Source organism: Rhizobium sp. WCS2018Hpa-16, assembly GCF_031843705.1.
Lineage (GTDB): Bacteria > Pseudomonadota > Alphaproteobacteria > Rhizobiales > Rhizobiaceae > Agrobacterium > Agrobacterium tumefaciens_C.
Genome location: NZ_JAVTIX010000008.1, coordinates 184,416 through 208,474, shown reverse-complemented (window position 1 = coordinate 208,474; position 24,059 = coordinate 184,416). Strand labels below are relative to the sequence as shown.

Annotated in this window: 22 protein-coding genes; 19 read left to right on the top strand and 3 right to left on the bottom strand. The window is 56.6% G+C overall.

Annotated features, from left to right (window positions below; all coding sequences use genetic code 11):
* Window positions 1-20 precede the first annotated feature (20 nt).
* Both RQI55_RS20470 and RQI55_RS20465 read left to right on the top strand, forming a co-directional pair.
* On the top strand, window positions 21-788 hold the full coding sequence (locus tag RQI55_RS20470) for a 5-oxoprolinase subunit PxpA (protein WP_311273419.1): 768 nt from the start codon (window positions 21-23) through the stop codon (window positions 786-788).
* Between the two features lie 47 nt (window positions 789-835).
* Window positions 836-2,041 carry a pyridoxal phosphate-dependent aminotransferase gene (locus RQI55_RS20465; RefSeq protein ID WP_311273418.1) on the top strand — a complete coding sequence of 402 codons (1,206 nt, stop codon included), beginning with the start codon at window positions 836-838 and terminating at the stop codon, window positions 2,039-2,041.
* 34 nt (window positions 2,042-2,075) lie between these two features.
* On the opposite strand, the gene nac is transcribed toward RQI55_RS20465, so the two are convergent.
* Window positions 2,076-2,981: a nitrogen assimilation transcriptional regulator NAC gene (nac, locus tag RQI55_RS20460; protein WP_311273417.1), complete on the bottom strand. Its 906-nt coding sequence runs from the start codon at window positions 2,979-2,981 to the stop codon at window positions 2,076-2,078.
* A 236-nt stretch (window positions 2,982-3,217) separates the two neighbouring features.
* On the opposite strand from nac, the gene RQI55_RS20455 reads away from it, so the two are divergent.
* From RQI55_RS20455 to RQI55_RS20430, 6 genes are all read left to right on the top strand, one after another.
* Window positions 3,218-3,997 (top strand): SDR family oxidoreductase, encoded by a 780-nt coding sequence (locus RQI55_RS20455; protein ID WP_311273416.1) that lies wholly within the window; start codon window positions 3,218-3,220, stop codon window positions 3,995-3,997.
* Window positions 3,994-4,701: an amino acid ABC transporter permease gene (locus RQI55_RS20450; RefSeq protein ID WP_311273415.1), complete on the top strand. Its 708-nt coding sequence runs from the start codon at window positions 3,994-3,996 to the stop codon at window positions 4,699-4,701. The genes RQI55_RS20455 and RQI55_RS20450 overlap by 4 nt, the downstream gene beginning before the upstream one ends.
* Window positions 4,698-5,456, top strand: a complete 759-nt coding sequence (locus RQI55_RS20445) for an amino acid ABC transporter permease (protein ID WP_311273414.1) — start codon at window positions 4,698-4,700, stop codon at window positions 5,454-5,456. Before RQI55_RS20450 ends, RQI55_RS20445 begins: the two co-directional genes overlap by 4 nt.
* Window positions 5,453-6,217: an amino acid ABC transporter ATP-binding protein gene (locus RQI55_RS20440; protein WP_311273413.1), complete on the top strand. Its 765-nt coding sequence runs from the start codon at window positions 5,453-5,455 to the stop codon at window positions 6,215-6,217. The genes RQI55_RS20445 and RQI55_RS20440 overlap by 4 nt, the downstream gene beginning before the upstream one ends.
* A 31-nt stretch (window positions 6,218-6,248) precedes the next feature.
* Window positions 6,249-7,085 (top strand): ABC transporter substrate-binding protein, encoded by an 837-nt coding sequence (locus tag RQI55_RS20435; protein ID WP_311273412.1) that lies wholly within the window; start codon window positions 6,249-6,251, stop codon window positions 7,083-7,085.
* A 97-nt stretch (window positions 7,086-7,182) separates the two neighbouring features.
* A complete protein-coding gene (locus RQI55_RS20430; RefSeq protein WP_042615847.1) occupies window positions 7,183-7,857 on the top strand; it encodes a 4-carboxy-4-hydroxy-2-oxoadipate aldolase/oxaloacetate decarboxylase in 675 nt (224 codons plus the stop codon).
* Window positions 7,858-8,479: 622 nt separating this feature from the next.
* On the opposite strand, the gene RQI55_RS20425 is transcribed toward RQI55_RS20430, so the two are convergent.
* The gene (locus tag RQI55_RS20425; protein WP_311273411.1) at window positions 8,480-9,448 is read right to left on the bottom strand and encodes a helix-turn-helix domain-containing protein; all 969 of its coding nucleotides are present in this window, start codon (window positions 9,446-9,448) and stop codon (window positions 8,480-8,482) included.
* 97 nt (window positions 9,449-9,545) lie between these two features.
* Here RQI55_RS20425 and RQI55_RS20420 point away from each other — a divergent pair, with 97 nt between their 5' ends.
* Window positions 9,546-10,088 (top strand): cysteine hydrolase family protein, encoded by a 543-nt coding sequence (locus tag RQI55_RS20420; protein ID WP_311273410.1) that lies wholly within the window; start codon window positions 9,546-9,548, stop codon window positions 10,086-10,088.
* 24 nt (window positions 10,089-10,112) lie between these two features.
* Window positions 10,113-10,982: an MBL fold metallo-hydrolase gene (locus tag RQI55_RS20415; protein ID WP_311273409.1), complete on the top strand. Its 870-nt coding sequence runs from the start codon at window positions 10,113-10,115 to the stop codon at window positions 10,980-10,982.
* A 194-nt stretch (window positions 10,983-11,176) separates the two neighbouring features.
* Here RQI55_RS20415 and RQI55_RS20410 read toward each other — a convergent pair whose 3' ends face one another.
* Complete coding sequence (locus RQI55_RS20410; protein WP_311273408.1) at window positions 11,177-12,034, bottom strand: NAD(P)H-binding protein; 858 nt, start codon at window positions 12,032-12,034, stop codon at window positions 11,177-11,179.
* 88 nt (window positions 12,035-12,122) lie between these two features.
* On the opposite strand from RQI55_RS20410, the gene RQI55_RS20405 reads away from it, so the two are divergent.
* The 9 genes from RQI55_RS20405 to araA all read left to right on the top strand — a co-directional run bounded on the left by RQI55_RS20405 (window position 12,123) and on the right by araA (window position 24,054).
* Window positions 12,123-12,449: a helix-turn-helix domain-containing protein gene (locus RQI55_RS20405; protein WP_311273407.1), complete on the top strand. Its 327-nt coding sequence runs from the start codon at window positions 12,123-12,125 to the stop codon at window positions 12,447-12,449.
* Between the two features lie 799 nt (window positions 12,450-13,248).
* Window positions 13,249-14,262: a LacI family DNA-binding transcriptional regulator gene (locus RQI55_RS20400; protein ID WP_311273406.1), complete on the top strand. Its 1,014-nt coding sequence runs from the start codon at window positions 13,249-13,251 to the stop codon at window positions 14,260-14,262.
* Window positions 14,263-14,298: 36 nt separating this feature from the next.
* Window positions 14,299-15,537 carry a sugar ABC transporter substrate-binding protein gene (locus RQI55_RS20395; RefSeq protein WP_311273405.1) on the top strand — a complete coding sequence of 413 codons (1,239 nt, stop codon included), beginning with the start codon at window positions 14,299-14,301 and terminating at the stop codon, window positions 15,535-15,537.
* Between the two features lie 81 nt (window positions 15,538-15,618).
* Window positions 15,619-16,536, top strand: coding sequence for a sugar ABC transporter permease (locus tag RQI55_RS20390; protein WP_311273404.1), 918 nt, complete (start codon window positions 15,619-15,621; stop codon window positions 16,534-16,536).
* A complete protein-coding gene (locus RQI55_RS20385) occupies window positions 16,533-17,411 on the top strand; it encodes a carbohydrate ABC transporter permease (protein WP_311273403.1) in 879 nt (292 codons plus the stop codon). The genes RQI55_RS20390 and RQI55_RS20385 overlap by 4 nt, the downstream gene beginning before the upstream one ends.
* A 27-nt stretch (window positions 17,412-17,438) precedes the next feature.
* Complete coding sequence (locus tag RQI55_RS20380; RefSeq protein WP_311273402.1) at window positions 17,439-19,394, top strand: beta-L-arabinofuranosidase domain-containing protein; 1,956 nt, start codon at window positions 17,439-17,441, stop codon at window positions 19,392-19,394.
* On the top strand, window positions 19,391-20,545 hold the full coding sequence (locus RQI55_RS20375) for a sn-glycerol-3-phosphate ABC transporter ATP-binding protein UgpC (RefSeq protein WP_311273401.1): 1,155 nt from the start codon (window positions 19,391-19,393) through the stop codon (window positions 20,543-20,545). Before RQI55_RS20380 ends, RQI55_RS20375 begins: the two co-directional genes overlap by 4 nt.
* 208 nt (window positions 20,546-20,753) lie before the next feature.
* Window positions 20,754-22,538, top strand: coding sequence for a ribulokinase (locus RQI55_RS20370; RefSeq protein ID WP_311273400.1), 1,785 nt, complete (start codon window positions 20,754-20,756; stop codon window positions 22,536-22,538).
* 7 nt (window positions 22,539-22,545) lie between these two features.
* Window positions 22,546-24,054, top strand: coding sequence for an L-arabinose isomerase (gene araA, locus RQI55_RS20365; RefSeq protein ID WP_311273399.1), 1,509 nt, complete (start codon window positions 22,546-22,548; stop codon window positions 24,052-24,054).
* Window positions 24,055-24,059 lie beyond the last annotated feature (5 nt).

Sequence of the window (24,059 nt, the reverse complement as noted above, 5' to 3'; positions counted from 1 at the left end):
GGGGCGAAAAGGAGGAAGCGATGAAAATCGATCTGAATTCCGACATGGGCGAAGGGTTCGGCCCTTACCGGCTGTGTGACGACGAGGCGATGATGAAGATCGTGTCATCGGCCAATATTGCCTGCGGCTTTCACGGTGGCGATCCAGATACGATGGCGAGAATGGTGCGTCTGGCGAAAGCCAACGGTGTTGGTATCGGCGCGCATCCCGGTCTGCCGGACAGAGCTGGTTTCGGGCGGCGTGAAATGCCTTTTCAGCCTGACGAGCTGCGCCAGCAGATGCTCTATCAACTGGGTGCGCTGATGGCGATTGCCAAAACCGAAGACATGACGGTCGGCCATTTCAGCTTTCATGCGGCCATGGGCAATATGGTCAATCGCGACCCCAGACTGGCCGATTTGATGATGAGCGCCATCTGCCTTGTCGATCCAAAGCTTGTCGTGTTCGTGACGCCAGACAGCGAAATCGAAAAGGCGGCAAAGCGAGCGGGCCTCAAGACGGCGGCTCTGTTTCTGGCCGACCGCGCCTATGACCGTGAAGGAAAGCTGGTGGCACGCGGGCTTGAAGGCGCGCTCGTCAAGGATGAAGCTTCGGTGCGCGTCCGCGTTCGCCGCTTCCTGACCGACGGCACCGTGGAGGCGATCGATGGTGCGATCCTCACCATGCCGGCGCGGTCTATTCTCGTGCACAGCGATACGCCGGGGTCTCTGGAGCTCGCTCGCATCATTCGCAGTGAAATCGAAGCCACTGGCGCAACGCTCACCCCTGCGGCGGAACTCGCATCCTGAGCGAATTGCTGTTTGTTGTTTGTCCAATATCATCGAAAGAACATCCCATGCCCTCCACAGCCGACCGTCTGAAAAATGTCTCCATCTCGGCTTCCGCTGCCATGACGCAGCGCGCCAGAGAATTGGCCGCCAAAGGTGTGAAAGTTGTCAGTCTTTCGTCCGGCGAACCGGATTTTCCCACACCTGCACATGCCGTTGAGGCCGCGCACGCGGCGGCGCTGAATGGTGAAACAAAATATCCGCCGATGGACGGCACGCCTGCGCTGAAGGCGGCAATCATCCGCAAATTCAAGCGCGACAATAATCTCGATTATGATGCCAGCCAGATCGTGGTCTCCGCCGGCGGGAAACAGGTCATTTTCAACGCCATGCTGGCCACCTGCAATCCAGGTGACGAAGTTGTCATCCCGACGCCATCATGGGTCAGCTATGCCGATATCGTCAAATTTGCCGGTGGCGTTCCGGTTTCTGTGCCGTGCTTTGAGCAGGCTGGCTTCAAACTGCGCCCGGAGGATCTTGAGGCGGCGATCACCCCACGCACCAAGTGGCTTTTCCTCAACTTCCCAGGCAATCCGACCGGTGCGGCCTGCTCGCGCACCGAGATGGCGGCAATTGCCGAGGTCATGTTGCGCCACCCCCATGTCTGGATCTTGACCGACGATATCTATGAGCATCTCGTCTATGACGGGTTTGAATTCGGCACGATTGCCGATGTCGAGCCTCGCCTTTACGACCGTGTGCTCACCATGAATGGTGTTTCCAAGGCCTATGCGATGACGGGTTGGCGCCTGGGCTATTGCGCCAGCGGATCGAAAGAACTGATTTCTGCGATCAGCAATGTCAATGGCCAGAATGGCGGCGGTATCGCCACAGTCACACAGGCAGCAGCCATTGCGGCCCTTGATGGCCCACAGGACCTGCTCAAGGAGCGCGCTGCGATCTACCGGGAAAGACGCGATTTCGTGCTCGACAGGCTGGCACAGATTGATGGCCTGCGGTGCCACAAGCCGGAAGGTGCCTTCTATATCTACCCAAATATTTCAGGATTGATTGGCAAAACGACGAAGGGCGGTCGCAAAATCGAAAGCGATGTCGATTTCGTCATGGCACTTGTAGAAGAACACCAAGTCGCAACCGTACAGGGTTCCGCCTATGGCATGAGCCCCTATTTCCGCATTTCCTATGCCACAAGCATGGAAATGCTCAATGAAGGCTGCGCCCGCATTGCTGAATTCTGCAAAACAATGCGGTAAGCATGGTTTCTAACCGGCCCGGTTTTCGGGCCGGTTACAGCTTCAGCGTCTCAGTCAGCTCCACCAGAATATCCTTCACTGCGAAAGCCGGTTCCGAAAGCGTGTTCTGGTCTGAAGTGCATAGCGACAAGGTCTCTTCAATGCGCGGAGACAGAAGTCTGCAGACAAGAGGCTCACTCGATTCCGAAACGATACGGTCGGCGATGGCTTTGGGCATGATGGTGGCGCCAAGCCCGGTTGCAACTGCCCGTGCAAGCGTTCTCACGATTTCGACTTCCGCTACCACCTTCAGATTGATGCGGCTGCGGGTGAATGCGGTCTCCACGGCCCTGCGCACAAAGTTATAGCTGGGCGGCAAAAGCATCGGCAGCCCGTCCAGCGCGCCGATTGGCACCGGTTTCATGTCTGCTTCGATTGCGAAGTTGCGATGGGCAACCAGATAGAATTCCTCGCTGAGGACAGGCTCAAAACGTACGCCCTTGATCGGGCCGACCCCGTGGATCAGCGCCATTTCCAGCCGACCGTTCATGATCATCTGGCTATAGGTCTGCCCCACACTTTCCGTCAGATGGATCAAAATACCCGGATGTCGCTTTCGTGTTTCTGCAAGCAGTTCGACAGAGAGCGTAGCTGCGCTGCTGAAGGGTACGAGGCCGACCGACACGCGTCCTGCCAGGGAATTGCCGGCCGCTGCCGCATCTACCTGCGCCTGCTCCATCTGGCGAAGAATGATTTGCGAATGGCGATACACGGCGTGGCCCGCATCCGTCATCGTCACACCCTGCTGGCTGCGGATCAGAAGTTTCTGGCCGAAATGTTCCTCGAGGGCCGCCAGTTGCTGGCTAAGCGCCGGTTGGGCCAGATGCAGAATATCGGCCGCACGGGTGATGCTGCCGCTATCAACGATAACGATGAAAGATCTAAGACGTCTGATATCCATTGCAGCAATAATGATTTCATATTTGGAAGGCGCGATTATTCACATCTTCTACCGGTAAAGGTTAGAGCCGGCACAGCAATCATGCAAGCGTGTGCACTTAGGATTTTCGCTGGTCTCACTACCAAAAACCTTTGCAGAGGGCCTCCATAAAACTTCCTTATTACTCCAAAAGTAATCGGTCTTAGGCAAGCAGGAAAAGCTTCGTTAAGCTCCGTGACAACAATAAGGGGATCAGAATGCCATTCTCCGATTACAACACCGCATTGGTCACCGGCGCATCGTCCGGCATCGGCGCCGCAATTGTTGAGCGGTTTCGCCGCGAAAACATCGAAGTCCACGCCATCGCACGCAGCGCCGAAGCCTTGAAGCAGTTGGCACAGCGCACGGGCTGCATTGCCCACGTTATCGACGTGACGGATCGCGCCGCCATTGCCGATCTGGCCAGCCGCGTGCAGTTCGACATTCTGGTCAACAATGCCGGTGTGGATCGCCCGAAGAAATTTCTGCAGGCCGATGAAGAGGACATTGATCTTCTGGTTGATGTGAACCTGCGCGCTGTCCTCCACATATGCCGTCTCATCGTGCCGGGCATGGTGGAACGGGACCGCGGACACGTTGTCAATATATCCTCGATTGCCGGAAATTACAATTTCGGTGGTAACTCGACCTATCACGCCGTCAAGGCTGGGGTTGCCATGCTGTCGAACCAGTTGCGGCTCGACGCTTTCGGCAAGCGTGTTCGGGTGACGGAAATCTGCCCCGGCCGCGTGGCAACGGATATCTTCAGCCACGTTCATGGTAATGATCCGAGCGTGCGTGAACGCTTTATCGATGGCTTTGAACTGCCAAAGGCCGAAGATATTGCAGACGCTATCGCTTTTGCCATCGCCGCGCCGGTAGCCGTCAATATCGGGCACATGGAGATCACGCCGACGCTTCAGGTGATGGGTGGTCTGCAAACGGCCAGGCCGCAGGATGCCAACGAGGCTGGCGCATCGAAGGAGCAAAAGCCGTGAAGGGCTTCGACCTTTGGGCCATACTGAGCAATCAGGAATATATTGCGATGCTTATCCATGGCATCGAGATGACATTCATCATCTTCCTTGGTGCATGGTCGCTGGCGATGTCGTTGGCACTCGTCCTGCTCTGCATCCGCTTCTCACCATCCCGCTTCGGCGACCGTCTCGTTGCTGCCTATGTTTCCTATCATCGTAACGTGCCGACGCTGGTGCAATTAATGCTCTGGTACTTCGGCATTTTCACCCTATTGCCGTCCGGTCTCACGAGCTGGCTGACCGACCATAATGCCGAAGCCATTTTCGCCGTCGTGGGCCTGGGTCTTTGTCAGGCCGCCTATTTCAGCGAGGATTTGCGTTCGGGCCTTCGCTCTGTCAGCGCGGGCCAGATGGAAGCCGCCAAGGCGCTGGGGCATGGCTACATATCGGCAATGCGCTTCATCATCATGCCGCAAGGCGTGCGAAACGCGCTGCCACCGCTCATCAATCACAGCGTTTCCCTGTTCAAGAACAGCAGCCTTGCTCTTGTTATCGGCGCGTCAGAATTGACCCATGCGATCAAGGAAATCGAGAATCTGAGCTTCCAGACGTTTGAAATCTATCTGGTCGGCACCGTTCTCTACCTCTTCTTCTCCCTGTTGATCATGGGAGCCGGTTCCTATCTTTCGATGCGCCTCGATCCGGTGTGGAGGGCGCGCGCATGATTGGCGAAATGATCACCATCGTTCAGGACAACTGGCTGCTGCTGTTGATCGGTCAGTATCCGAATGGCCCGCTCGGCGGTCTGGCAAACACCATTATTCTTTCAGCACTTGCCATCGTGCTCGCCTTCCCGATGAGCATTCTCATGGCGCTGGCACGCCTGTCCAAGTGGCGGCTTCTGCGCGTGCCAGCGACCGTCCTTGTCTATGTCACGCGCGGTGTTCCGCTGCTGATGCTCATTCTCTGGGCCTATTTCCTGATCCCGCTCTGGACTGGCGCGGACGTACCAAGTTTTGCCATCATGCTGGCAACGCTTGTTGTCTATCAGGGCGCGTTCCTTAGCGAAGTGATCAGAGGCGGTATTGTTGCACTGGGTGCAGGACAGATGGATGCCGCTCGGGCGCTCGGCCATGGCTATATGGGTGCGATGCGGTTCATCATTCTGCCGCAGGCGCTCTACAACATGATCCCCAGCATGATCTCCACCTTTGTCGCGACCATCAAGGATACGACACTCGGTTATGTCATCAACGTGCCTGATCTGACGTTTGCTGCGAGCCAGGTGAACAACCAGCTTCTGACGCAGCCCTTCCAGGTGTTTCTCATTCTGGCAATCGTCTACTACGCCATTTGCTGGAGCCTGACCTATCTCGCCAATTCCATCGAGCGTCGCATTTCCCGTCGCCGCGCCGGTGTTGTCAGCCGATCCCAACAGGCTGCGCTGACACAGGCAAAAATCTTAACGGAGCAGCCATGACCACGACAGCAGCATCGACGCCCCAACAGACGATCCTGATCTCCAAGGTCTCCAAGAGCTATGGCGATTTTCAGGTGTTGAAGAACATCCATGCCGAGGTAACGCGTGGCGAAGTGATTGTCATCTGCGGCCCCTCCGGTTCTGGCAAATCAACCCTGATCCGCACCGTCAATCGTCTGGAAGAAATCAACAGTGGCTCGATCACGCTGGATGGCCAGGATATCCATGCCGCGACGCGAACGAGGGAGCTGAACCTGCTGCGCAGCCGTATCGGTTTCGTGTTCCAGAATTTCAACCTGTTTCCGCATCTCTCGGTCGTTGAAAATGTCAGTATTTCACCCGTTCGTGTAAAGGGCGAGGCACCGGACGTCGCGCGTGAAAAGGCGCTTGCATTGCTGGATCGCGTTGGGCTTGCCGACAAGGCCGGAGCCTATCCGGGCCAACTATCCGGTGGCCAGCAACAGCGTGTGGCGATTGCCCGGGCGCTCGCCATGGAACCGCCTGTCATGCTCTTCGATGAACCGACCAGCGCGCTTGACCCGGAAATGGTCGGCGAGGTGCTGGCCGTGATGAAGGGGTTGGCGGCGGAAGGCATGACCATGCTGTGCGTGACCCACGAAATGGGCTTTGCCCGTGAGGTCGCTGATCGCATCTGGTTTATCGACGCCGGTGAAATCCTGGAAAAAGCACCCCCGGAAGAGTTTTTCAAGACACCCCGCCATCCGCGCGCGCAACGGTTCCTTGCCGATCTGCGCCACTGATACCAAACAATAATATAAAAGGAGAACAGCAATGAACTGGAAATGCCTGACACTGACTGCCGTGCTTGCTGGTACTGCTGCTGCTTCGCCAGCAATGGCGGATCAGCTCGACACCATCATGGCCAACAAGACGCTGCGCTGCGCGACCTTCGCAGACGTCGTGCCATTTGCAGCACCAGATCCGAAAACCCGCGAAATGGCTGGTTTCGATGTCGATCTCTGCAGCGCAATCGCCAAGGAACTGGGCGTCAAGGCAGAGGTGAAGCCGGTTTCGGTCGAAGCCCGTGTGCCTGAAGTCAAGCTTGGCCGCGTCGACATCACCGTTGCCAACCTTGCCTATACGCAAAGCCGCGCCGAACAGATCCAGTTCAGCGACCCCTATTACCTCGCCAAGGAAATGCTGATCGTGCCGGTGGATGATGCGGGCAAGAAGAAGTCCGATTTCGAAGGCCAGCGGGTTGCCTCCACCAAGGGTTCGACCTCCGAAATGTCGATCAAGCTCAACAAGTCTGACCCGTTGACGTTCCAGGATACGGCATCCGCCTATCTCGCCGTTCAGCAGGGCAAAGCGCGCGGCATGGTGGCCAACACCATGACGACAACAAAGTTCGTCAACGAATCCAAGACCAAGGGCAAGCCAATGCGCATGATCGAGGAGCCGATGCTGTATCAGCCAATCGGCATCGGCATGGCGAAGGACAATCCGCACCTGACCGCGAAGATCAATGAAGTTCTGCGCAAGCTGGATGCCGATGGCGAGATCAACAAGATCTGGAACAAATGGCTTGGCCCGGACACGGAATACAAGATGACACGCACCGACAAGGTGGTGCCGCTTTCTGAACTGAAGTTCGATCCAATCCCGTAATTCCTGCGGGAATTTATTCACAAACACAAACACATTACGTCAATTGACGCCAGCGGCGGGTGCGTCCCGCCGTAGGCCCTACCGTGGGAGGTTTTTTATGATCCACATTAAAGATATTGCAGAACGGCCAACCAAAGCCGACATCGAGGCACTGGCAAAGTTCTCCCCGGCTACCATCCATGAGGCGCAGGGCCGCAAGGGCGCTCTTTCCTCGCGCTTGAAGCCTGTCGATTACCGCATGAAACTGTGCGGTCCTGCCTTTACCGTCAAATGTGCGCCGCGTGACAACATCATGTTGCAGCTCGCCATCAACTACGCCAAGCCGGGCGACATCATCGTCGTCTCCGCAGGCGAATATGAAGAAGCAGGCTCTTTCGGCGACGTGCTGGCCAATGCCTGCCTTGCAAAGGGCATCGGCGGACTGGTGACGGACACCGGCGTTCGCGATACGCTCCAGCTTCGGGACCTCGGCTTTCCGGTTTTCTCTCTCAGCGTCTGCATCAAAGGCACTGTCAAGGAAACCATTGCCGCTGTGAACGATTCCATCGTAATAGGTGACGAAATCATCAATCCAGGCGATATCATCGTCGGTGACGCAGACGGGCTGGTCGTCGTGCGCCGTGCAGAAGCACAGGAGGCCGCCCGGCTTTCGCAAGCACGCGAAGATGCCGAAGCCGGTTTCATCGAGGCCTATAAGCAGGGCAAGTCGGTGATTGAAGTGAGCAATCTTGAGCCCGTGCTGAAAGCCAAAGGTCTCGTTGTCGATATGTAACCGCGCATCTCGAACCATAGGAGTTTGCTTCGATGTTGCACCAAGTAGGCTAAAAGCGCCCGCGCTCTGATCGATAAGCGCGTCCCAATTGGGCGCGGGCCGATTGGCGTTCTCCACATCATTTTAGATCGCATCATCAACGTCAAAAACACGCCGGAAGGAAGAGTTGCCTACTTGGTGAAGGCTACTTCGACGTTCAGCTCCAAGCTTTCTGAAATCAAAGCGCGCTGCGGGCCAGGCTCAAGGTTTTAAAGCCGCGCCGGGTGGTTGTGTGAACGGCGTTCGTAGATCCTGCTACAGCCGTTATGCGCTTTTTTAGCCGGTCAGGCGTTTGTCACCGCTGTCGTTGGATTTACGTAACATCATCGGCCACATCTAGCTTGCCAGTGCTGCGGACGGGACGTTAAGGCTGATATCGATTTTATTAGGATGGAGGATGTGCGCGGTTAAGTTAAGGCTGCTGTATCAAGTTCTGCCGTGTTGATTGCTCGTTGCAATCTTTGTGTAAAGCTGTCCGGTTGCCTGGCTCCAGCCAGAATATCTTCTAGTTCATCTTTTTTTATTTTTTGGGCGCGGATGTCGTGCCGCTCCGGTGAGGCTGACCATACTAACGCGGATTGTTCTAGGCGCGGAACCGCCGGCGGTATTCTCCAGGCGTCAAACCGACAATCCGAAGGAAAATTTTGCGAAACGAGCCTTCGTCGGAGTAGCCGCACTCCCAGGAAATGCGCTCGATTGGAAGATGGCCGAACTGCAGCAGTTCCTGCGCCTTAGCGACCCGAAGTCGTTGCGCGTAATCGGTCGCGGTCATGCCTGTGGCAATTTGGAAGCGACGTAGAAAGGTCCGTTCTTCCAAGCCTGCTTGGTCGGCAAGGACCGCGAGCCGAGCGTCTTTTCCTCCATTTGCTTGAAGGAAATGTTGCGCCTTCACGATCGCTGCGTCCCCATGGGTCAGCTTTGGCGCAAAACCACTGTAATAACGTTGCTCGCGTCCCGGAGGGTCGATCAGCAGCATGCGTGCGGTCTGAGCCATTACAACGGGACCCAGAAACCGTTCCACCAGCTTCAATCCCAGGTCGGTCCACGCCATGAGCCCACCCACCGAGATAATGTCCCCGCCGTCGATCATCAGTCGATCGACGTCGAGGTTAACTTCAGAAAAGCGGTCGCGGAAGGCATCAGCAGATCCCCAGTGTGTCGTAACCGTACGACCAACAAGAAGCCCGGTTTCCGCCAGAAGGAAGGCTCCGGCGCAAATCGAAGCCAATACGGAACCCTCGCTGTGCCTTGCCCGCAACCAATTCACAATAGATGCGGCTGCTTCAGCCGATATCGGCGGCTCCAGCGACGGAGGCAGAATCAAAACATCGCAGGGCCCTGCGCCGTCTTCAATCGTACTGGGATCGCTGTCGAAAACGAGAAGAGGATCCGCGTCACTTTCGATCCGCAGATGTCGAACGCGCAATCGCGTGATCTCGAGGTCCACACCCTCTGCGATCCGTCCGGCCACCTTAAACAGGTCTGTCAGGCCCATAGCAGCGGAAAGCTGTGCACCCGGATAAAGAATAATGCTGATCTGGATAGCCGCCATTTGACGTTATTGCCCTTAGTTCTGTCGATTGCGCCAGTGGCGTGGACCGTTGCGGATTGCGATACTCATTTCAGACAAAAACACTAAAGGAACATTTATGTCCAACCGCGCCATTCTCGTCGTCGATCTGCAGAACGAATACTGGCCATCCGGCAAATTTGCTCTAGAAGGGATCGACGCTGCCGCTTCAAATGCCGCACGCGTCATAAGTCATGCCCGTGCCAATCGGGACCTAATCGTGCATATCCGACACGAAATGTTCGATGGTCCACTCTTCGTTCCTGATAGCGAAGGGGCCAGGATCAATGATGCCGTGTGGCCGGGGGCCGGAGAGCCGGTCATCACCAAACACTTCCCGAACTCATTTCGCAACACCGAGTTGCATGGACTGCTTAAGGATAAAGGAATTGAAGAAGTCATCGTCGTGGGCGCAATGAGCCATATGTGCATTGATGCCACCGTACGTGCCGCCAACGACCTGGGCTATAGAACCACGACAATCCACGACGCCTGTGCCACACGTGAACTGGTCTTCGACGGTGTGAGCGCTCCAGCGAAGCAGGTCCATGCCACGATCATGGCAGCGCTGGCCTTTGGCTATGGCGAGGTGATTTCGACGGACGCATTCCTCGCTCGCTGATACAATCTTTCAAAGGAATAAACCATGACCACACGCCGCGAACTTCTTGCATTGTCAGGCGCTGCCTTTGTCGCCAGCACCCTTCCAGCAGGTGCACAAACAGTAACTGTCCCGGAAGGCGTGCAGATCACACAGATCCGCAACGCCACTCTCCATATTGTTTACGGCGGCGTTCGGTTCCTTGTTGATCCGATGCTGTCCGACCGTCACGCTTGGCCGGGCTTTGCAGGCTCGGTGAACAGCGAAGAACGCAATCCTCTCGTTCATCTACCGATGACAAAAGAAGAGATCATTGACGTGAGTGCGATCATTGTCACCCACCTGCATGAAGATCATTGGGACGAAGAAGCGCGCAAAATCTTGCCGAAGACGCTCCCGGTCTTTGCGCAGAACGAAGCGGATGCGAAGATCATTCGGGGACAGGGATTTACTGACGTGCGCGTTCTGTCCGAAACGTCGAGCTTTAAGGGTATAGAACTCATCAAAACAGGCGGTCGGCACGGGACCGAAGCACACTTCGCCGCCATCGGAGAGCTTTTGGGTGAAGCATGCGGGGTCGTCTTTAAGAAAGCCGGTACTAAAACCATCTACCTGGCCGGAGACACGATTTGGCAGGGAGATGTTGCGGCAGCTTTAAAAACACATCGTCCAGACGTTGCAATCCTGAATACCGGCTATGCGATGGTCATCGGCATTGAGGGCGGCATCATCATGGGAACGCAGGACGTGCTCTCCGTCCACAAGGCCGCACCGCAAACGCTCCTGATTGCAAGCCACATGGAAGCCGTAAATCACTGCACCGTTAGCCGGGCTGATCTTCGGGCTTTTGCTCATGTCAACGGCTTCATCGAGAAACTGCGCACACCCGGCGACGGTGAGACAATAGTAGTCTGACAAGCACCCAGCCGCCCTGGCTTTCGGCGGTGGCGCTTCACGACGGTAAAGTGTTGTTTTGCAAAGTCCGCAATCCCCATCACGCGCGACGCAAGTGCGACCAAGGGGCGTACGGAAACATTGGCGTTTCTGCCACTGTATGATTGGTGGCCTCGATCTCGTTGAGGCCACCCTCCATTCAACAGGCCTTTTCGTCAGGCAGGAATGGCGCTTAACCATTCTACGGCCGTTCGAGGCGTCATCCCCAGAAGCCTCTGAGCACTTGTTTCCTCTGCGATAACATTCGCGTCTACCGCCAGAAGTTTCTGATAAAAAGCCGCAACATTCGCGGCTGCAAGGCCCAAATAAGGCGCAAGAGATTTGCGTAAATCTTCTGGTGTCTGCGAGACAAACTCGACAGAGAGTCCAAAGCGGAGAGCGAATGCTTTTGCGAGATCGGCTCCTTTCAGTCCCGGCAGTTGTCCAACTCCAACGATGCCGCTCAAGGAATGGTCCAGGAGAAGCCGCTCTGCAACGTCTGCGACATCCAAATGTGAACTCCATGAGGCCGCGTAGTCAACGCGAAGCGGATAAAGCAACACCCCAGCTTCTTTCACGCGATTGATAACCGTCGGCGAGAGAAGGTTTTCAAGGTAGATGCGTGGAGCGACGATGGCATGTGACGTGCCACTTTGCGACAGTCCATTCACGAGTGTTCCAATCGCACTGTCGTCTGAAACCTGAACTGGAGACCCTTTCTGGTCTATGATAGCGCCGCTTGTCGAAACGACAACCCGCTGCGGTGTACCTGTCTTGATTGCTTCCAGGAAGTTCAGAGCATACGTCAGCCGGGCGCTCTCTGACGTGTTCGGCAGATGGAAAAATACAGCATCAGCACCAGTGTAAGCAGCTACCATCGACTCAACCGAGGCATTATCAACCACAATGCTCGGCTTTGAGCCCATCTTGGACTGATCACGAACTGCGGCGAGGACTTTGCTTCCTTTGGCCAACAGCAGGTCGAAAATTGGTCCGCCCTGCGCGCCGGAGGCCCCGTGTATAACAATTGACATCCAGACTTCCTTTTGTGATTGAAGAGATCAACACTATGGTGCAATCTATGCACTGGTTACGTCAAATGCACTAATGGAAGAAAATGAGATGGGCCTTAAGAAAAATCCAAAGTGCGGTGTGGAACGCTTTTTGGTTCTTTTAGACGGTCCTTGGGCAACCTTGATCGTCCGTGAGTTGCTCAATGGGCCAAAACGGTTTCTGGAACTACGAAACGTTCTGAGCGGGATTAGCGCGCACACGCTCACACACCGTCTGCGGCGTTTTGAAGAGCACGGGCTAGTGACCCGAACCGCCTACGCGGAGATCCCGCCACGCGTCGTGTATGAATTGACACCGCTTGGAGCGTCTCTCAACACGATCCTGCACGCCATGAATGATTGGGGTGATGCGCTTCCCGATGCGCTTTTGGATTGAATGACCTAATAGATTGCGCAAGACCTGCAATGAGTGCCGTTGTTACGTCACAGGGACGCCTGAATCGTAACCAGTGGGATGCAGTCATTTGTCGCGATCAGGCGAAACTCAATGACGTTCCAAAAATGAGGGTAGTTCCAAGGCCACCTCACTTTATTTGAAGCTGACACTCGCGCCGTCGGGCCCCAGCCGCGTTCGTAATTTTAGAGACTTGCACATGCCTCCCGAACTGTAACCGCTAGTTTGGGCTTGCGATGTGAATTTTTCCAAAGCGTCGGCGGCGCGTATCCGGGAGATTCGAACGTTTTCGTTGGCGAAAGTAGAGTGTTCCCGGACTAGATGTTGTAGCCCTGTAACGAACTGATCCAAATTATTACTGCTGCGAGTTTGACGGCAGGGAGACGTTCATCGGGGCTTCGGCGTGGCGGGTAAGGGTGCCTGTGGACTGATTGTTCTTGCAAAAGAAGTGCTTGGAGACATTGCCCTGTCTGTAACGCCGATTGCTGAAAGGGAAGCTCTACCTTTCGTTGCTCTTGGCAGGATTGGCCCATGCCTGACCTGCTTTGCAAACGACCCCCCCATCCGTATCGTAGGCCTTGTTCTCCAGCTGGATCCCACACTTGGAAACTGTTTTAGCGGTGGTTCCGCTAGGCGGCCTGCCAACCAAGTCTTCTCAAAGTGCTCAAAGTTACGTTCCATCTCGCACCGCCCATCCAAAATAAAATTTGAGAAAACGTTTTCTCATTTGACAATGGTCTTGATAAAAGGTTTTCTCATCGCAGGCGGAGATCAGAAACGAATGAGCAGGAACAGCGGTCGGCAAACGATCCGTGACTTGGCGGCAATGGCGGGTGTGAGTATCTCAACCGCATCAAAGGCGCTTAATGATACTGGCCGAATGGGTGAGGAAACGCGCCAACGCGTGAAACGGGTCGCTCGGGAAATTGGGTTTCGACCGAACGCTCTGGCTCAAGGTCTGCTTTCCAAGCGCAGTTTCACAATAGGTCTTCTGACGAACGACACCTACGGTAGGTTCACATTGCCGGTGATGGCCGGAGTTTCAGAAGCTCTCGTTGATCGCGGGGTTTCAGTTTTTCTGTGCGCCATCGAGGATAATCCAGCGCTCGGGCAGATCCACGTGGATGCAATGCTCGACAAGCAAGTCGACGGTATCATTGCTACAGGCAAGCGCGTCGACCGCAGTCTGCCGATCGACCTTTCGAATGTTCCCGTGCCGGTTGTGTACGCTTTTACCGAGGGCGGTCCGGGCAGTGTCTCCTTCCGGTCAGACGACGCCCAGGGTGCAACGCTGGCGGTTGAATGGCTAATGGAGCAGGGGCGTCGCAAGATTGCGCATATCACTGGCCCGGAGGATTTCTTCTCGGTGCGCGAGCGCTGCAGTGCCTTTCGGGCCGTGGCCGGAGAGAATGCCGTCGTTCTTTTCGGTGAGTGGTCCGAGTCCTGGGGGAGGGACGCAGTCGATCGGATCTGGGCTTTGGACAGCGAAAGGCCGGATGCGGTCTTCTGCGGCAACGACCAGATCGCGCGCGGCGTTATGGATGCCCTGCGCGAGCGTGGCATGCGCGTCCCAGAAGACGTAGCTGTCGTTGGTTTTGACAACTGGGAGATTGTCGCGAGCCAGACACGGCCGCCATTAACATCCGTGGATATGGAATTGAAAGAACTGGGGCGTCAGGCAGGCCGGACAATCCTAGCGCTGGCTGAAGGCCAGCCGGTGGAACCGGGTGTCAGGACCTTGCCGTGCCGGTTGGTGGTACGGCAATCATGCGGGGCTGGGAGCCTGGAAGACTAAAAACGGTGCGAGGAGCGCCCAATTGGAGGAAAAATCATGATGAAACAACTTCTTGCTGCTACTAGCCTGCTCGCGCTTTCGCTGAGTCCTGGACTTGCCTTGGCCGACACCATCAACATGTGGGTCCGCACCGGTGTCGGCGAGGCCTTCAAGAAAACCGTCGAATCCTATAATTCGAGTCACAAGCATCAGGTCGCGATGACGGAAGTGCCGTTCTCGGAACTCGTACAGAAATACGCAACTGCAGTCGCTGGCGGCCAGGCGCCCGATGCGCTGTCGATGGACTTGATCTACAATCCCGCCTTTGCAGCGGCAGGACAACTCGAGGACCTCACCGACTGGGCAAAGTCTCTGCCCTATTTCAATTCGCTGTCGCCATCGCACGTCAAGCTGGGCACTTACGAGGACCGCATCTACGGGTTGCCGCTATCCGTCGAGACATCGGTCTTCGCCTGGAACAAGGATCTTTACAAGAAGGCCGGTCTCGACCCGGAAAAGGCGCCAACGAACTGGGACGAGATAACCGCGAATGCTGAGAAGATCAGAGCCCTCGGTGACGATACCTACGGCTTCTACTTTTCTGGCGGTGGTTGCGGCGGCTGCATGATTTTCACCTTCACCCCGCTCGTCTGGGGTTCCGGGGCCGACATCGTGTCCGCCGACAGCAAAACGGCGACGCTTGATACGCCGGAGATGCGCAAAGCCGTGGATATCTACCGCAATATGGTGAAAAAGGATCTGGTGTCAGCCGGCGCTGCCACGGACACCGGGACGAATTTCCTCTCGTTCACCAACGGAAAGATCGGACAGCAAAGTCTCGGAGCTTTTGCCATCGGATCGCTGGTGACGGAACATCCCGAGATCAATTTTGGTGTAACGCTGATCCCTGGTGCAACCGGTGGAACGTCCTCCTTTGCTGGCGGCGATAACTTCGTCGTCACCAAGGACACGCCGAAAATAGCCGCGGTCAAGGAATTCGTTGAATATATCTACTCCGAGGATGGCCAGAAGATCATGGCAAAGTATGGAAGCCTGCCGACGCGTGGTGATATCGCAGATTCTGTTCTGCAAGACCTCGATCCACGTCTGCAGGTCGGCCTTGCCGCAATTGCAGTGGCCAAGACGCCCTATACTCTGCAGTTCAACGATCTGATCAATAGCGCCAACGGTCCCTGGGCAACCTTTGTCAGTGCAGCCATCTTTGGTGACGATGTGGACGGCGCGTTTGCATCCGCACAAAGCGAGATGCAGTCCATCATCGATAGCGGCCAGTAATCCTCCCGACTGTACCACTGTGGCCGGAGGGCGAAGTGCTCCTTCCGGCCACCCCTCATCACATGCCAGCGGAGAATCTGGATGGCAATATCCGGTCCAAACAATCTAGCGCCCAGACGCCGCCGCTCCCGCAGGACGGGCTGGCACGGACTCGTCTATATCGCGCCGGCCATGGCGCTGGTCATCGCATTCTTCGTCATCCCAGTTATCTTTACGGGGTGGATGAGTCTGCATAATTGGCCTTTGATGGGCGGAACCCGCTGGGTTGGATTGAAGAATTATGCCCGCATGCTCAACGACGCACGCTTCCTGACCGCGCTCCAGTTTACAGCCTATTATACTATCGTCGTCACAATCGCGATCTTCGCCGTCTCCTTCCCCTTGGCGATCTTCGTCGAGAAGCAGCGGCGCTTCGTGAGCGCGTACCGAACTGTTATCTTCCTGCCGGTCGTCGTTGGCCTTGCCACGGCATCGCTGCTATGGGTCTGGCTGGCAAATGTCGACAGCGGCTTCATCGGACCCGCTCTCAGGATGCTGGGTTGGGTGAACAAGAGCCCGAACCTGCTCGCCACCTTTGACAGCGCCTTTGTCACCATCGTCATCATGGTGGTCTGGAAAATTGCCGGCTTTACCATGATCATTCTTCTGACTGGTTTACAGGCCATTCCGACTGAGTTGACGGAAGCTGCCAGGATTGACGGCGCAGGGCGTTGGCAGCGCTTTCGGCACCTGACGCTCCCCTTGATGCGCAAGACGATCGCGCTGGCTCTGATCATCTCAGTCACCGGCTCGATCCTGGCCTTCGATCAATTCTACATCATGACGTCAGGTGGGCCTCAGAACAAGATGATTTCGGTGGTCTATTATATCTTCAATCAGTCCTTTGTGTCGTTCAACCTCGGCTACGGCGCAGCGCTTTCGATTGTTCTGCTCGCCATTCTTGTCGCCATTAGCATCGTCCAGCTTTGGCTTCTGCGCGTCCGGGAGGAAAAGTCATGACCCCCATCAAAAAGACACATGCAAAGCAACGCCGTGCCCGTAAAGCCGCCTGGTCGAACGGCGCCTATCATGCCACCGGGATTGCCATCTCCTTATTTTTCCTCGCGCCCTTCGGCATCGCATTTCTTTCCTCCTTCCGCCATGGTGCGGAGGCTGGTCTTCCGCCGTTGCCACCATGGCCCTCAGACGGGTTCAGTCTTGACGCCTATGGATCGCTGGATAGTTTCGGGGCCGGGATCTGGCAGCATATGCTTAACTCGCTGCTGGTTTCGCTTGCGACAGTGGTCTTGACCGTCATTGTCAGCCTGTTGGCGGGCTACGGTTTCTCGCGCTATCAATTTCCGCTGAAGAACGTCCTGTTCGTCCTGGTCATTGCCACGTTGATGATCCCGTTTCAGTCAATCCTGACGCCGCTGTTCATTATTCTGGCTAAGCTTGGTCTCAACAATTCGCTGTTCGGGCTGACGCTGATCTACGTGACGCTGCAATTGCCGTTTTCCGTCTTCATGATGCGCAATGCCTTCGACGCGGTGCCGAAGGAGATAGAGGAAGCGGCCCGGATCGACGGAGCGCGAGATCTGAAGCTTCTCGTGCGGGTGCTATTGCCTCTGGTCCTTCCAGGTGCCGCAACCGTCGCTATTTTTGCTTTTTTAAACGCGTGGAATGAGTTCCTGGCCGCGTTGATTCTGTTGTCGAGCAACGAGAAATATACGCTTCCTGTCTTGATGATGGCCGTGCGCGCCGGTCGTCTTGGCGCTGTCAACTGGGGCGCGGTGCAAGCCGGCGTCGCCGTCATGACTATCCCATGCCTGATCGTCTTCCTTCTTCTCCAACGCTACTACATGCGCGGCCTCATGGCCGGCGCCGTCAAGTGATGTCTACTCATTACGAAAGTGAAAGCCATGGATAACAACATTCAAACCCAGAATCATAAGCAGATCCGCAAGGATCGCAAGTTCCGACCGCTGCCGGTTCCGAGTGTCACGCTCGGCGGCCTTTTTGGAGAGCGGCAGGATGCCATTTGCGCAACGACGGCGAAGACGCTACTCGACCGCTGCGTCGAGGCAGGAATGCTCGGAGCCATCGACGTCAAACAACCAAGTCCTGGCGTCGTGCTGCCGATACAGCCATGGGACGGTTCGACCCAGATGTTCTGGGACAGCGATTTCGGCAAGTCGATCGAGACGGTCGCTTATTCGCTCTTCAGATCGCCTAACCCAGAGCTTGAAGCCCGCGTCGACCAGATCGCCGATCTCTATGAGACGCTGCAGGACGAAGACGGCTATGTGAACGCATGGTTCCAGCGCGTGCAGCCAGGTCGCCGGTGGACGAACCTTAGGGATTTTCACGAACTTTACTGCGCCGGCCACCTGATAGAAGGCGCGGTCGCTTATTATCAGGCAACGGGGAAGCGCAAACTTCTCGACGTTATGGCACGCTTTGCGGATTATATGATCAAGGTATTCGGTCATGACGAAGGCCAACTTCCCGGCTATGATGGTCATGAGGAAATCGAACTTGCTCTCGTGCGCCTTGCACGCGCGACCGGCGAGCAGAAATATCTCGATCTTTCCAAATATTTTATCGACGAACGGGGCAGGGAACCGCACTTCTTTATCGAGGAAGCGAAGCGCGACGGTCGCGAGGCAAAGAAGTTTGTTTTTCACAGCTTCGAATACAACCAGTCTCATCAGCCGGTAAGAGAGCAGACCAAGGTCGTCGGTCACGCCGTGCGCGCAATGTACCTCTATTCCGGCATGGCCGACATCGCTACAGAGTATAGCGACGACAGTCTCACAGGCGCGCTAGAAACGCTGTGGAGCGACCTCGTCACCAAACAGATGTACGTCACAGGCGGGATCGGCCCATCGGCGGCGAATGAGGGCTTCACCGACTATTACGACATGCCAAACGAGAGTGCATATAACGAGACCTGCGCATCGGTTGGCCTCGTCTTCTGGGCTGCGCGCATGCTCGGTCGTGGCCCTGATCGCCGTTATGCCGATATTATGGAGCAGGCGCTCTACAACGGCGCAATGGTGGGTCTCTCTCTCGACGGAACGCGCTTCTTCTATGATAATCCACTGGAAAGCGCAGGCAAGCACCATCGCTGGACCTGGCATCCTTGCCCATGCTGCCCGCCAAACATCGCTCGGCTTCTCGCCTCCATCGGCTCCTACATGTATGCGGTGTCTGACGACGAGGTTGCGGTTCATCTTTATGGTGAAGGCAAGGCCCGGTTTAAGATATCGGAACAAGAGGTGATTTTGGCGCAGGAGACGCGCTACCCTTGGAATGGCGCCATCCGTTTCGAGGTTGGCATCGCTAGCCCGACGCGGTTCACGGTTTCGCTTCGGATCCCATCATGGTGCGACGGGGCGAAGCTGTCGATAAATGGCTCGAGCGCCGATCTCAATCAGGACATGGTCGACGGCTATGCGCGGATCGAGCGCGAATGGTCCGATAAGGACGAGATCACGCTCAACCTGCCGCTTGCCGCGCGGTTACTCAGCGCAAATCCGTTGATCCGCCAGGACGCCGGTCGGGTTGCGCTGGCACGCGGACCGCTTATTTACTGCACTGAGGAAACCGACAATGGCTGCGGCCTTAACCGGTTGGCGATAACCGGACAACTCGGCGACGCGACGGAGAGCACGATCCCCGGTCTGAACGATGCCATAGCGCTGGACATAGCAGCCGACCGGGACGAAGCTGACTGGGGTGAAACGCTCTATCGCGAAGCACCGCCAGAAACCACGAAAGTCAAGGCCCGCTTTGTTCCTTACCATCTCTGGGACAATCGGGAGCCTGGCGAGATGCTTGTCTGGATGCGGGATGGCCGAGGAGGCTCCGCATGAGCGCGAGCACACACACCATAGGGGTGACGGACAGTAGTGTCGCAGCAAATAGCGGTGGCGTGCAGCTCTCCGGCATCCGCAAATCGTTCGGCAGCCTCGACATCATTCACGGGATCGACCTTGCGATTCCCGAAGGGGCCTTTACTGTCTTTGTTGGTCCCTCTGGCTGCGGAAAATCGACCCTACTGCGAATGATCGCGGGACTTGAAGAGGTAAGCGACGGCCTGATTGAAATCAAAGGCCGTGACGTCACCGACCTCGATCCGTCGGAGCGCGGTATCGCCATGGTATTTCAATCGTATGCGCTCTATCCGCATATGAGTGTGAGAGACAACCTCGGCTTTGGGCTGAAGATGGCGAAAACTCCTCAGGAGGAGATCGACCGTCGAGTCAGTGCTGCGTCCGCAATCCTGAAGACGGATCACTTGCTCGACCGTCGGCCGGGCCAGCTTTCCGGCGGTCAGCGGCAGCGCGTGGCGATTGGTCGGGCTATCGTGCGAAAGCCTGACGTCTTCCTGTTCGATGAGCCGCTTTCAAATCTTGATGCGGAATTGCGGGTCTCAATGCGCATCGAAATCGCCCGTCTCCACCGGGAGCTTGGCAATACGATGATCTACGTTACTCACGATCAGACAGAAGCTATGACGCTCGCAGACATGATCGTCGTCCTTCGTGACGGTCGCATCGAGCAGGTTGGAAGCCCCCGTGAAGTTTACGAAAATCCGGCCAACAGCTTCGTTGCAGGCTTCATCGGCTCGCCGCGCATGAACCTTTTGAATGCCAGAGATGCAGGTCGTCAAACGGTCTTGTTGGCGGACACGCCCTTCGCTGCGCCTTTTCCTATTTTTGAAGAAGATCACAGTGGCGGTGATATTTTGATGGGGATTCGACCCGAACATATTGCCGTTCAAACCGTTGCGTCCGATGGCGGTCAGATTCCGGCAACTGTGGATTTTCTCGAGTTTCTGGGTGGCACTCAATATCTGTACTGCCAACTGGCAGACGGCCAAGCGGTGACCGTCGAGTATCGTTCTAACACCACCATAAAGCCAACCGATCGCGTCTACCTCTCTTGGTCCCCACAAAACACGCACATATTTGACGCATCTGGCCAACGCATGCGGGAGGTCGTCTCGAGAGCAATCGAATGACGAACGCCGTCTCCTCATAACCCGGTAAACTTCCACAACATTACCCAATTCTGTGCAGCCCTGATCGTTGCGGCCAGGGAGGGGAGGCGCGCGCGGTGCACACATGACTGCAGGCCGCCGCGCCCTTGGTTTAATCGGTTCATTTACGCGGGAACAGTTGTCACCGCACCATCGGGTTGCCCCACCATGGGCGCGACGGTGACGACGCTTGCCCCGTGAAAAAGCACTCGCACGCTGGTTTGGCTCCACTGGGGCGCGACCAAGCAATAAAGGAATTGAAATGTTCGCTTTAGGCGTGGACTACGGAACGAATTCGGTGCGCGCGCTGATTGTTCGCTGTAAGGATGGAGAGGAATTCGGCACAGGCGTCGTTGAGTATCCAAGCGGAAATCAAGGCGTCCTTCTCGATTTGCTCGACCACAATATCGCGCGTCAGAACCCCGCCGACTATCTGTTCGGCTTGAAGGCATCGGTTAAACTCGCCATCGAGCAGGCACGCCAGCGACCGGGCTTCGACCCGTCCGCGATTGTCGGTATCGGTGTTGATACGACCGGCTCGAGTCCCATTCCGGTGGATGCAAGTAACCAGCCTTTAGCACTTGATCCTCGCTGGCAGGACAATCTCGCCGCACACTGCTGGCTTTGGAAAGATCATTCCAGCTGGCGGGAGGCCGCGGCAATCACCAGCCTGGCGGCGAAACATCGGCCTCAGTACATCGCGATGTGCGGCGCGACGTACTCTTCCGAGTGGTTCTGGTCGAAGATCTGGCACTGCCTAAAGGTTGCGCCGGATGTTTTCAAGGCGGCATATTCCTGGGTGGAGCTTGCCGACTGGATCCCGTCCGTGTTGGCAGGTGTGACCAACGTGCATCATGTCAAGCGCGGGATGTGCGCTGCCGGACACAAGGCGATGTACAACCGGCAATGGGGCGGCCTTCCCGACAGGGAATTCCTTTCAATGCTAGACCCTGAAATCGCCGACCTGCGCGACCGGCTCTACGACTGGGCGCAGGATGCGGCCAGCCCGGCGGGTTGGCTTTCGAGTTCCTGGGCCGAGGAACTCGGTCTCTCGAAAGGCATTCCCATCGCAATCGGCGCTTTCGACGTCCACTACGGTGCGATCGGTTGCGGTGTTACAGAAGGTACCCTGGTCAAAGTCATCGGTACCTCCACCTGTGACTGCGCCGTAGTCTCGGTCGAACGAGAGATCGAAACGATTCCCGGCATCTGCGGCATTGTCAACGGCTCCATCCTGCCGCGTTACTATGGCATCGAGGCTGGCCAGTCCGCCGTCGGCGACATCTTCAAATGGTGGGTCGAGGTTGTCTGCCAGGGCGACGGCCCGATGCACGCTGCGCTCACGGCCGAGGCCGAAGCGCAAGCGCCGGGGCAGTCTGGTTTGCTCGCGCTGGACTGGAACAATGGTAACAGGACCATTCTCGTTGACCAGCGTCTTTCTGGTCTTGTTTTGGGACAGACGCTCTACAGCACCCGAGCTGATATCTACCGCGCGCTTGTCGAGGCGACGGCGTTCGGCGCCCGCGCCATTATCGAGCGCCTTCGAGACAGCGGCGTTGCGGTTGACCGTGTTATCTGCACGGGCGGTATCGCGGAGAAAAATCCGATGCTGATGCAGATCTATGCGGACGTGATCGGTTGCACTATGCTGGTCGCGCGCTCCAGTCAGACCTGCGCGCTCGGTGCGGCGATCGCAGCCTCGGTCATGGCGCAGGTACATGACAGCTTCGACACAGCAATTGCCGCAATGACCGCATTGCGGTCGGAAAGATACGAGCCGATGGCGGAAAATGGTGTGGTCTACGATCGGCTCTACGCCCTTTACCGTACCCTGCATGACAGCTTCGGAGGCGTCGACAACGCAGCTGATTTATCGCGCGTCATGAAAGACCTTCTCGAAATTAAATTTGCCGCAGCCAACGGGTTGAAGGACCTGAACGGATCCGGCGACAATCTTCAAACCGCGATTGGATGATATGACAATGATAGCTTTGAGCACGCCGAAAATCTGGTTCGTTTGCGGATCGCAGCATCTCTACGGCCCCGGCCCCTTGCAGGAAGTGTCTGACCACGCCCGGCAGATCGCTGCGGCCATGGCGCAGTCGGGCGCCCTCGCTCTCGATCTCGTCTGCAAGCCGATCGTTACCACCGCAGACGAGATTACCCAGCTATGCCTCGACGCCAATGCCGATGCGGATTGCGCGGGGCTTGTGTTGTGGATGCACACGTTCTCGCCAGCGAAGATGTGGATCCGCGGACTGTCGCAATTGAACAAGCCGTTTTTGCACCTGCACACCCAGTTCGATCGCGACTTGCCCTGGGACAGCATCGACATGGATTACATGAACCTCAACCAGTCCGCCCACGGTGATCGGGAAGCAGGTTTCATACACACGAGGCTGCGGCTCGGTCGCAAAGTCGTCGCCGGGCACTGGTCGGATCCGCTTGTTCTCCGGCGGATCGATGCATGGATGCGCGCCGCGCGCGCCTGGCATGACTGGCAAGGCGCCCGCTTCTGCAGGTTCGGCGACAATATGCGCGATGTTGCGGTAACCGAGGGCGACAAGGTGGCAGCAGAAATGGCTTTTGGTTTCTCTGTCGACGGCTATGGTATTGGCGATCTGGTCGCGTTGATGAATGCCGTGCCGCAGGGCGACGTCGATGCCCTAATCGAGGAATATGAGACGCAGTTCGTCATTGCACCTGCATTGCAAAGAACGGGCGACCGTCACGAAGCGCTGCGCTATGCGGCGCTACAGGAACTTGGCATTCGCGCTTTTCTGACGCAAGGCGGGTTTAAGGGCTTCACGACCACGTTCGAGGACTTGCATGGCTTGAGGCAATTGCCGGGTCTGGCACCACAGCGGCTGATGGCCGACGGTTTTGGTTTCGCCGGCGAGGGTGACTGGAAAACTTCAGCCCTTCTGCGCGCGATGAAGGTTATGGGCCACGGTAAGACGGGTGCAACCTCCTTCATGGAAGACTACACCTACCATATGGCCTCCGGCAGCGAGCGTGTGCTGGGTGCGCATATGCTGGAGATCTGCCCGACGATCGCGGCAACGAAACCCGAAATTCAGATCCATCCGCTTGGCATTGGCGGCAAGGAGGATCCGGTCCGCCTTGTTTTCGATTCCCGAACGGGACAGGCGCTGAATGCGACACTAGTCGATCTTGGCAACCGATTCCGTTTATTGGTCAACGAAGTGGAAGCGGTGGAGCATCCGGCCTTGCCGAACTTGCCGGTCGCGCGCGCCGTGTGGACCTGCAAACCGGACTTCAAGACCGCGACAACAGCCTGGATTCTTGCCGGCGGCGCACACCACACAGGCTACAGCTACGATGTCACCACGGAGATGCTGGAAGACTTCGCGACGATCGCCAGCATCGAACTGGCGGTCATCGATGCTGGCACAACATTGTCAGCCTTCAAGCAGGATCTGCGCAACAACGAAGTCTACTACCATTTCGCCCGCGGGATCCGAGCCTGAGGAGG

Bases quoted from the DNA above. Each gene is read 5' to 3' on its own strand.
- RQI55_RS20470 (WP_311273419.1), top strand. From the start codon at position 21: ATGAAAATCGATCTGAATTCCGACATGGGCGAAGGGTTCGGCCCTTAC.
- RQI55_RS20465 (WP_311273418.1), top strand. From the start codon at position 836: ATGCCCTCCACAGCCGACCGTCTGAAAAATGTCTCCATCTCGGCTTCC.
- nac (WP_311273417.1), bottom strand. From the start codon at position 2,981: ATGGATATCAGACGTCTTAGATCTTTCATCGTTATCGTTGATAGCGGC.
- RQI55_RS20455 (WP_311273416.1), top strand. From the start codon at position 3,218: ATGCCATTCTCCGATTACAACACCGCATTGGTCACCGGCGCATCGTCC.
- RQI55_RS20445 (WP_311273414.1), top strand. From the start codon at position 4,698: ATGATTGGCGAAATGATCACCATCGTTCAGGACAACTGGCTGCTGCTG.
- RQI55_RS20440 (WP_311273413.1), top strand. From the start codon at position 5,453: ATGACCACGACAGCAGCATCGACGCCCCAACAGACGATCCTGATCTCC.
- RQI55_RS20435 (WP_311273412.1), top strand. From the start codon at position 6,249: ATGAACTGGAAATGCCTGACACTGACTGCCGTGCTTGCTGGTACTGCT.
- RQI55_RS20430 (WP_042615847.1), top strand. From the start codon at position 7,183: ATGATCCACATTAAAGATATTGCAGAACGGCCAACCAAAGCCGACATC.
- RQI55_RS20425 (WP_311273411.1), bottom strand. From the start codon at position 9,448: ATGGCGGCTATCCAGATCAGCATTATTCTTTATCCGGGTGCACAGCTT.
- RQI55_RS20420 (WP_311273410.1), top strand. From the start codon at position 9,546: ATGTCCAACCGCGCCATTCTCGTCGTCGATCTGCAGAACGAATACTGG.
- RQI55_RS20415 (WP_311273409.1), top strand. From the start codon at position 10,113: ATGACCACACGCCGCGAACTTCTTGCATTGTCAGGCGCTGCCTTTGTC.
- RQI55_RS20410 (WP_311273408.1), bottom strand. From the start codon at position 12,034: ATGTCAATTGTTATACACGGGGCCTCCGGCGCGCAGGGCGGACCAATT.
- RQI55_RS20405 (WP_311273407.1), top strand. From the start codon at position 12,123: ATGGGCCTTAAGAAAAATCCAAAGTGCGGTGTGGAACGCTTTTTGGTT.
- RQI55_RS20400 (WP_311273406.1), top strand. From the start codon at position 13,249: ATGAGCAGGAACAGCGGTCGGCAAACGATCCGTGACTTGGCGGCAATG.
- RQI55_RS20395 (WP_311273405.1), top strand. From the start codon at position 14,299: ATGATGAAACAACTTCTTGCTGCTACTAGCCTGCTCGCGCTTTCGCTG.
- RQI55_RS20390 (WP_311273404.1), top strand. From the start codon at position 15,619: ATGGCAATATCCGGTCCAAACAATCTAGCGCCCAGACGCCGCCGCTCC.
- RQI55_RS20385 (WP_311273403.1), top strand. From the start codon at position 16,533: ATGACCCCCATCAAAAAGACACATGCAAAGCAACGCCGTGCCCGTAAA.
- RQI55_RS20380 (WP_311273402.1), top strand. From the start codon at position 17,439: ATGGATAACAACATTCAAACCCAGAATCATAAGCAGATCCGCAAGGAT.
- RQI55_RS20375 (WP_311273401.1), top strand. From the start codon at position 19,391: ATGAGCGCGAGCACACACACCATAGGGGTGACGGACAGTAGTGTCGCA.
- araA (WP_311273399.1), top strand. From the start codon at position 22,546: ATGATAGCTTTGAGCACGCCGAAAATCTGGTTCGTTTGCGGATCGCAG.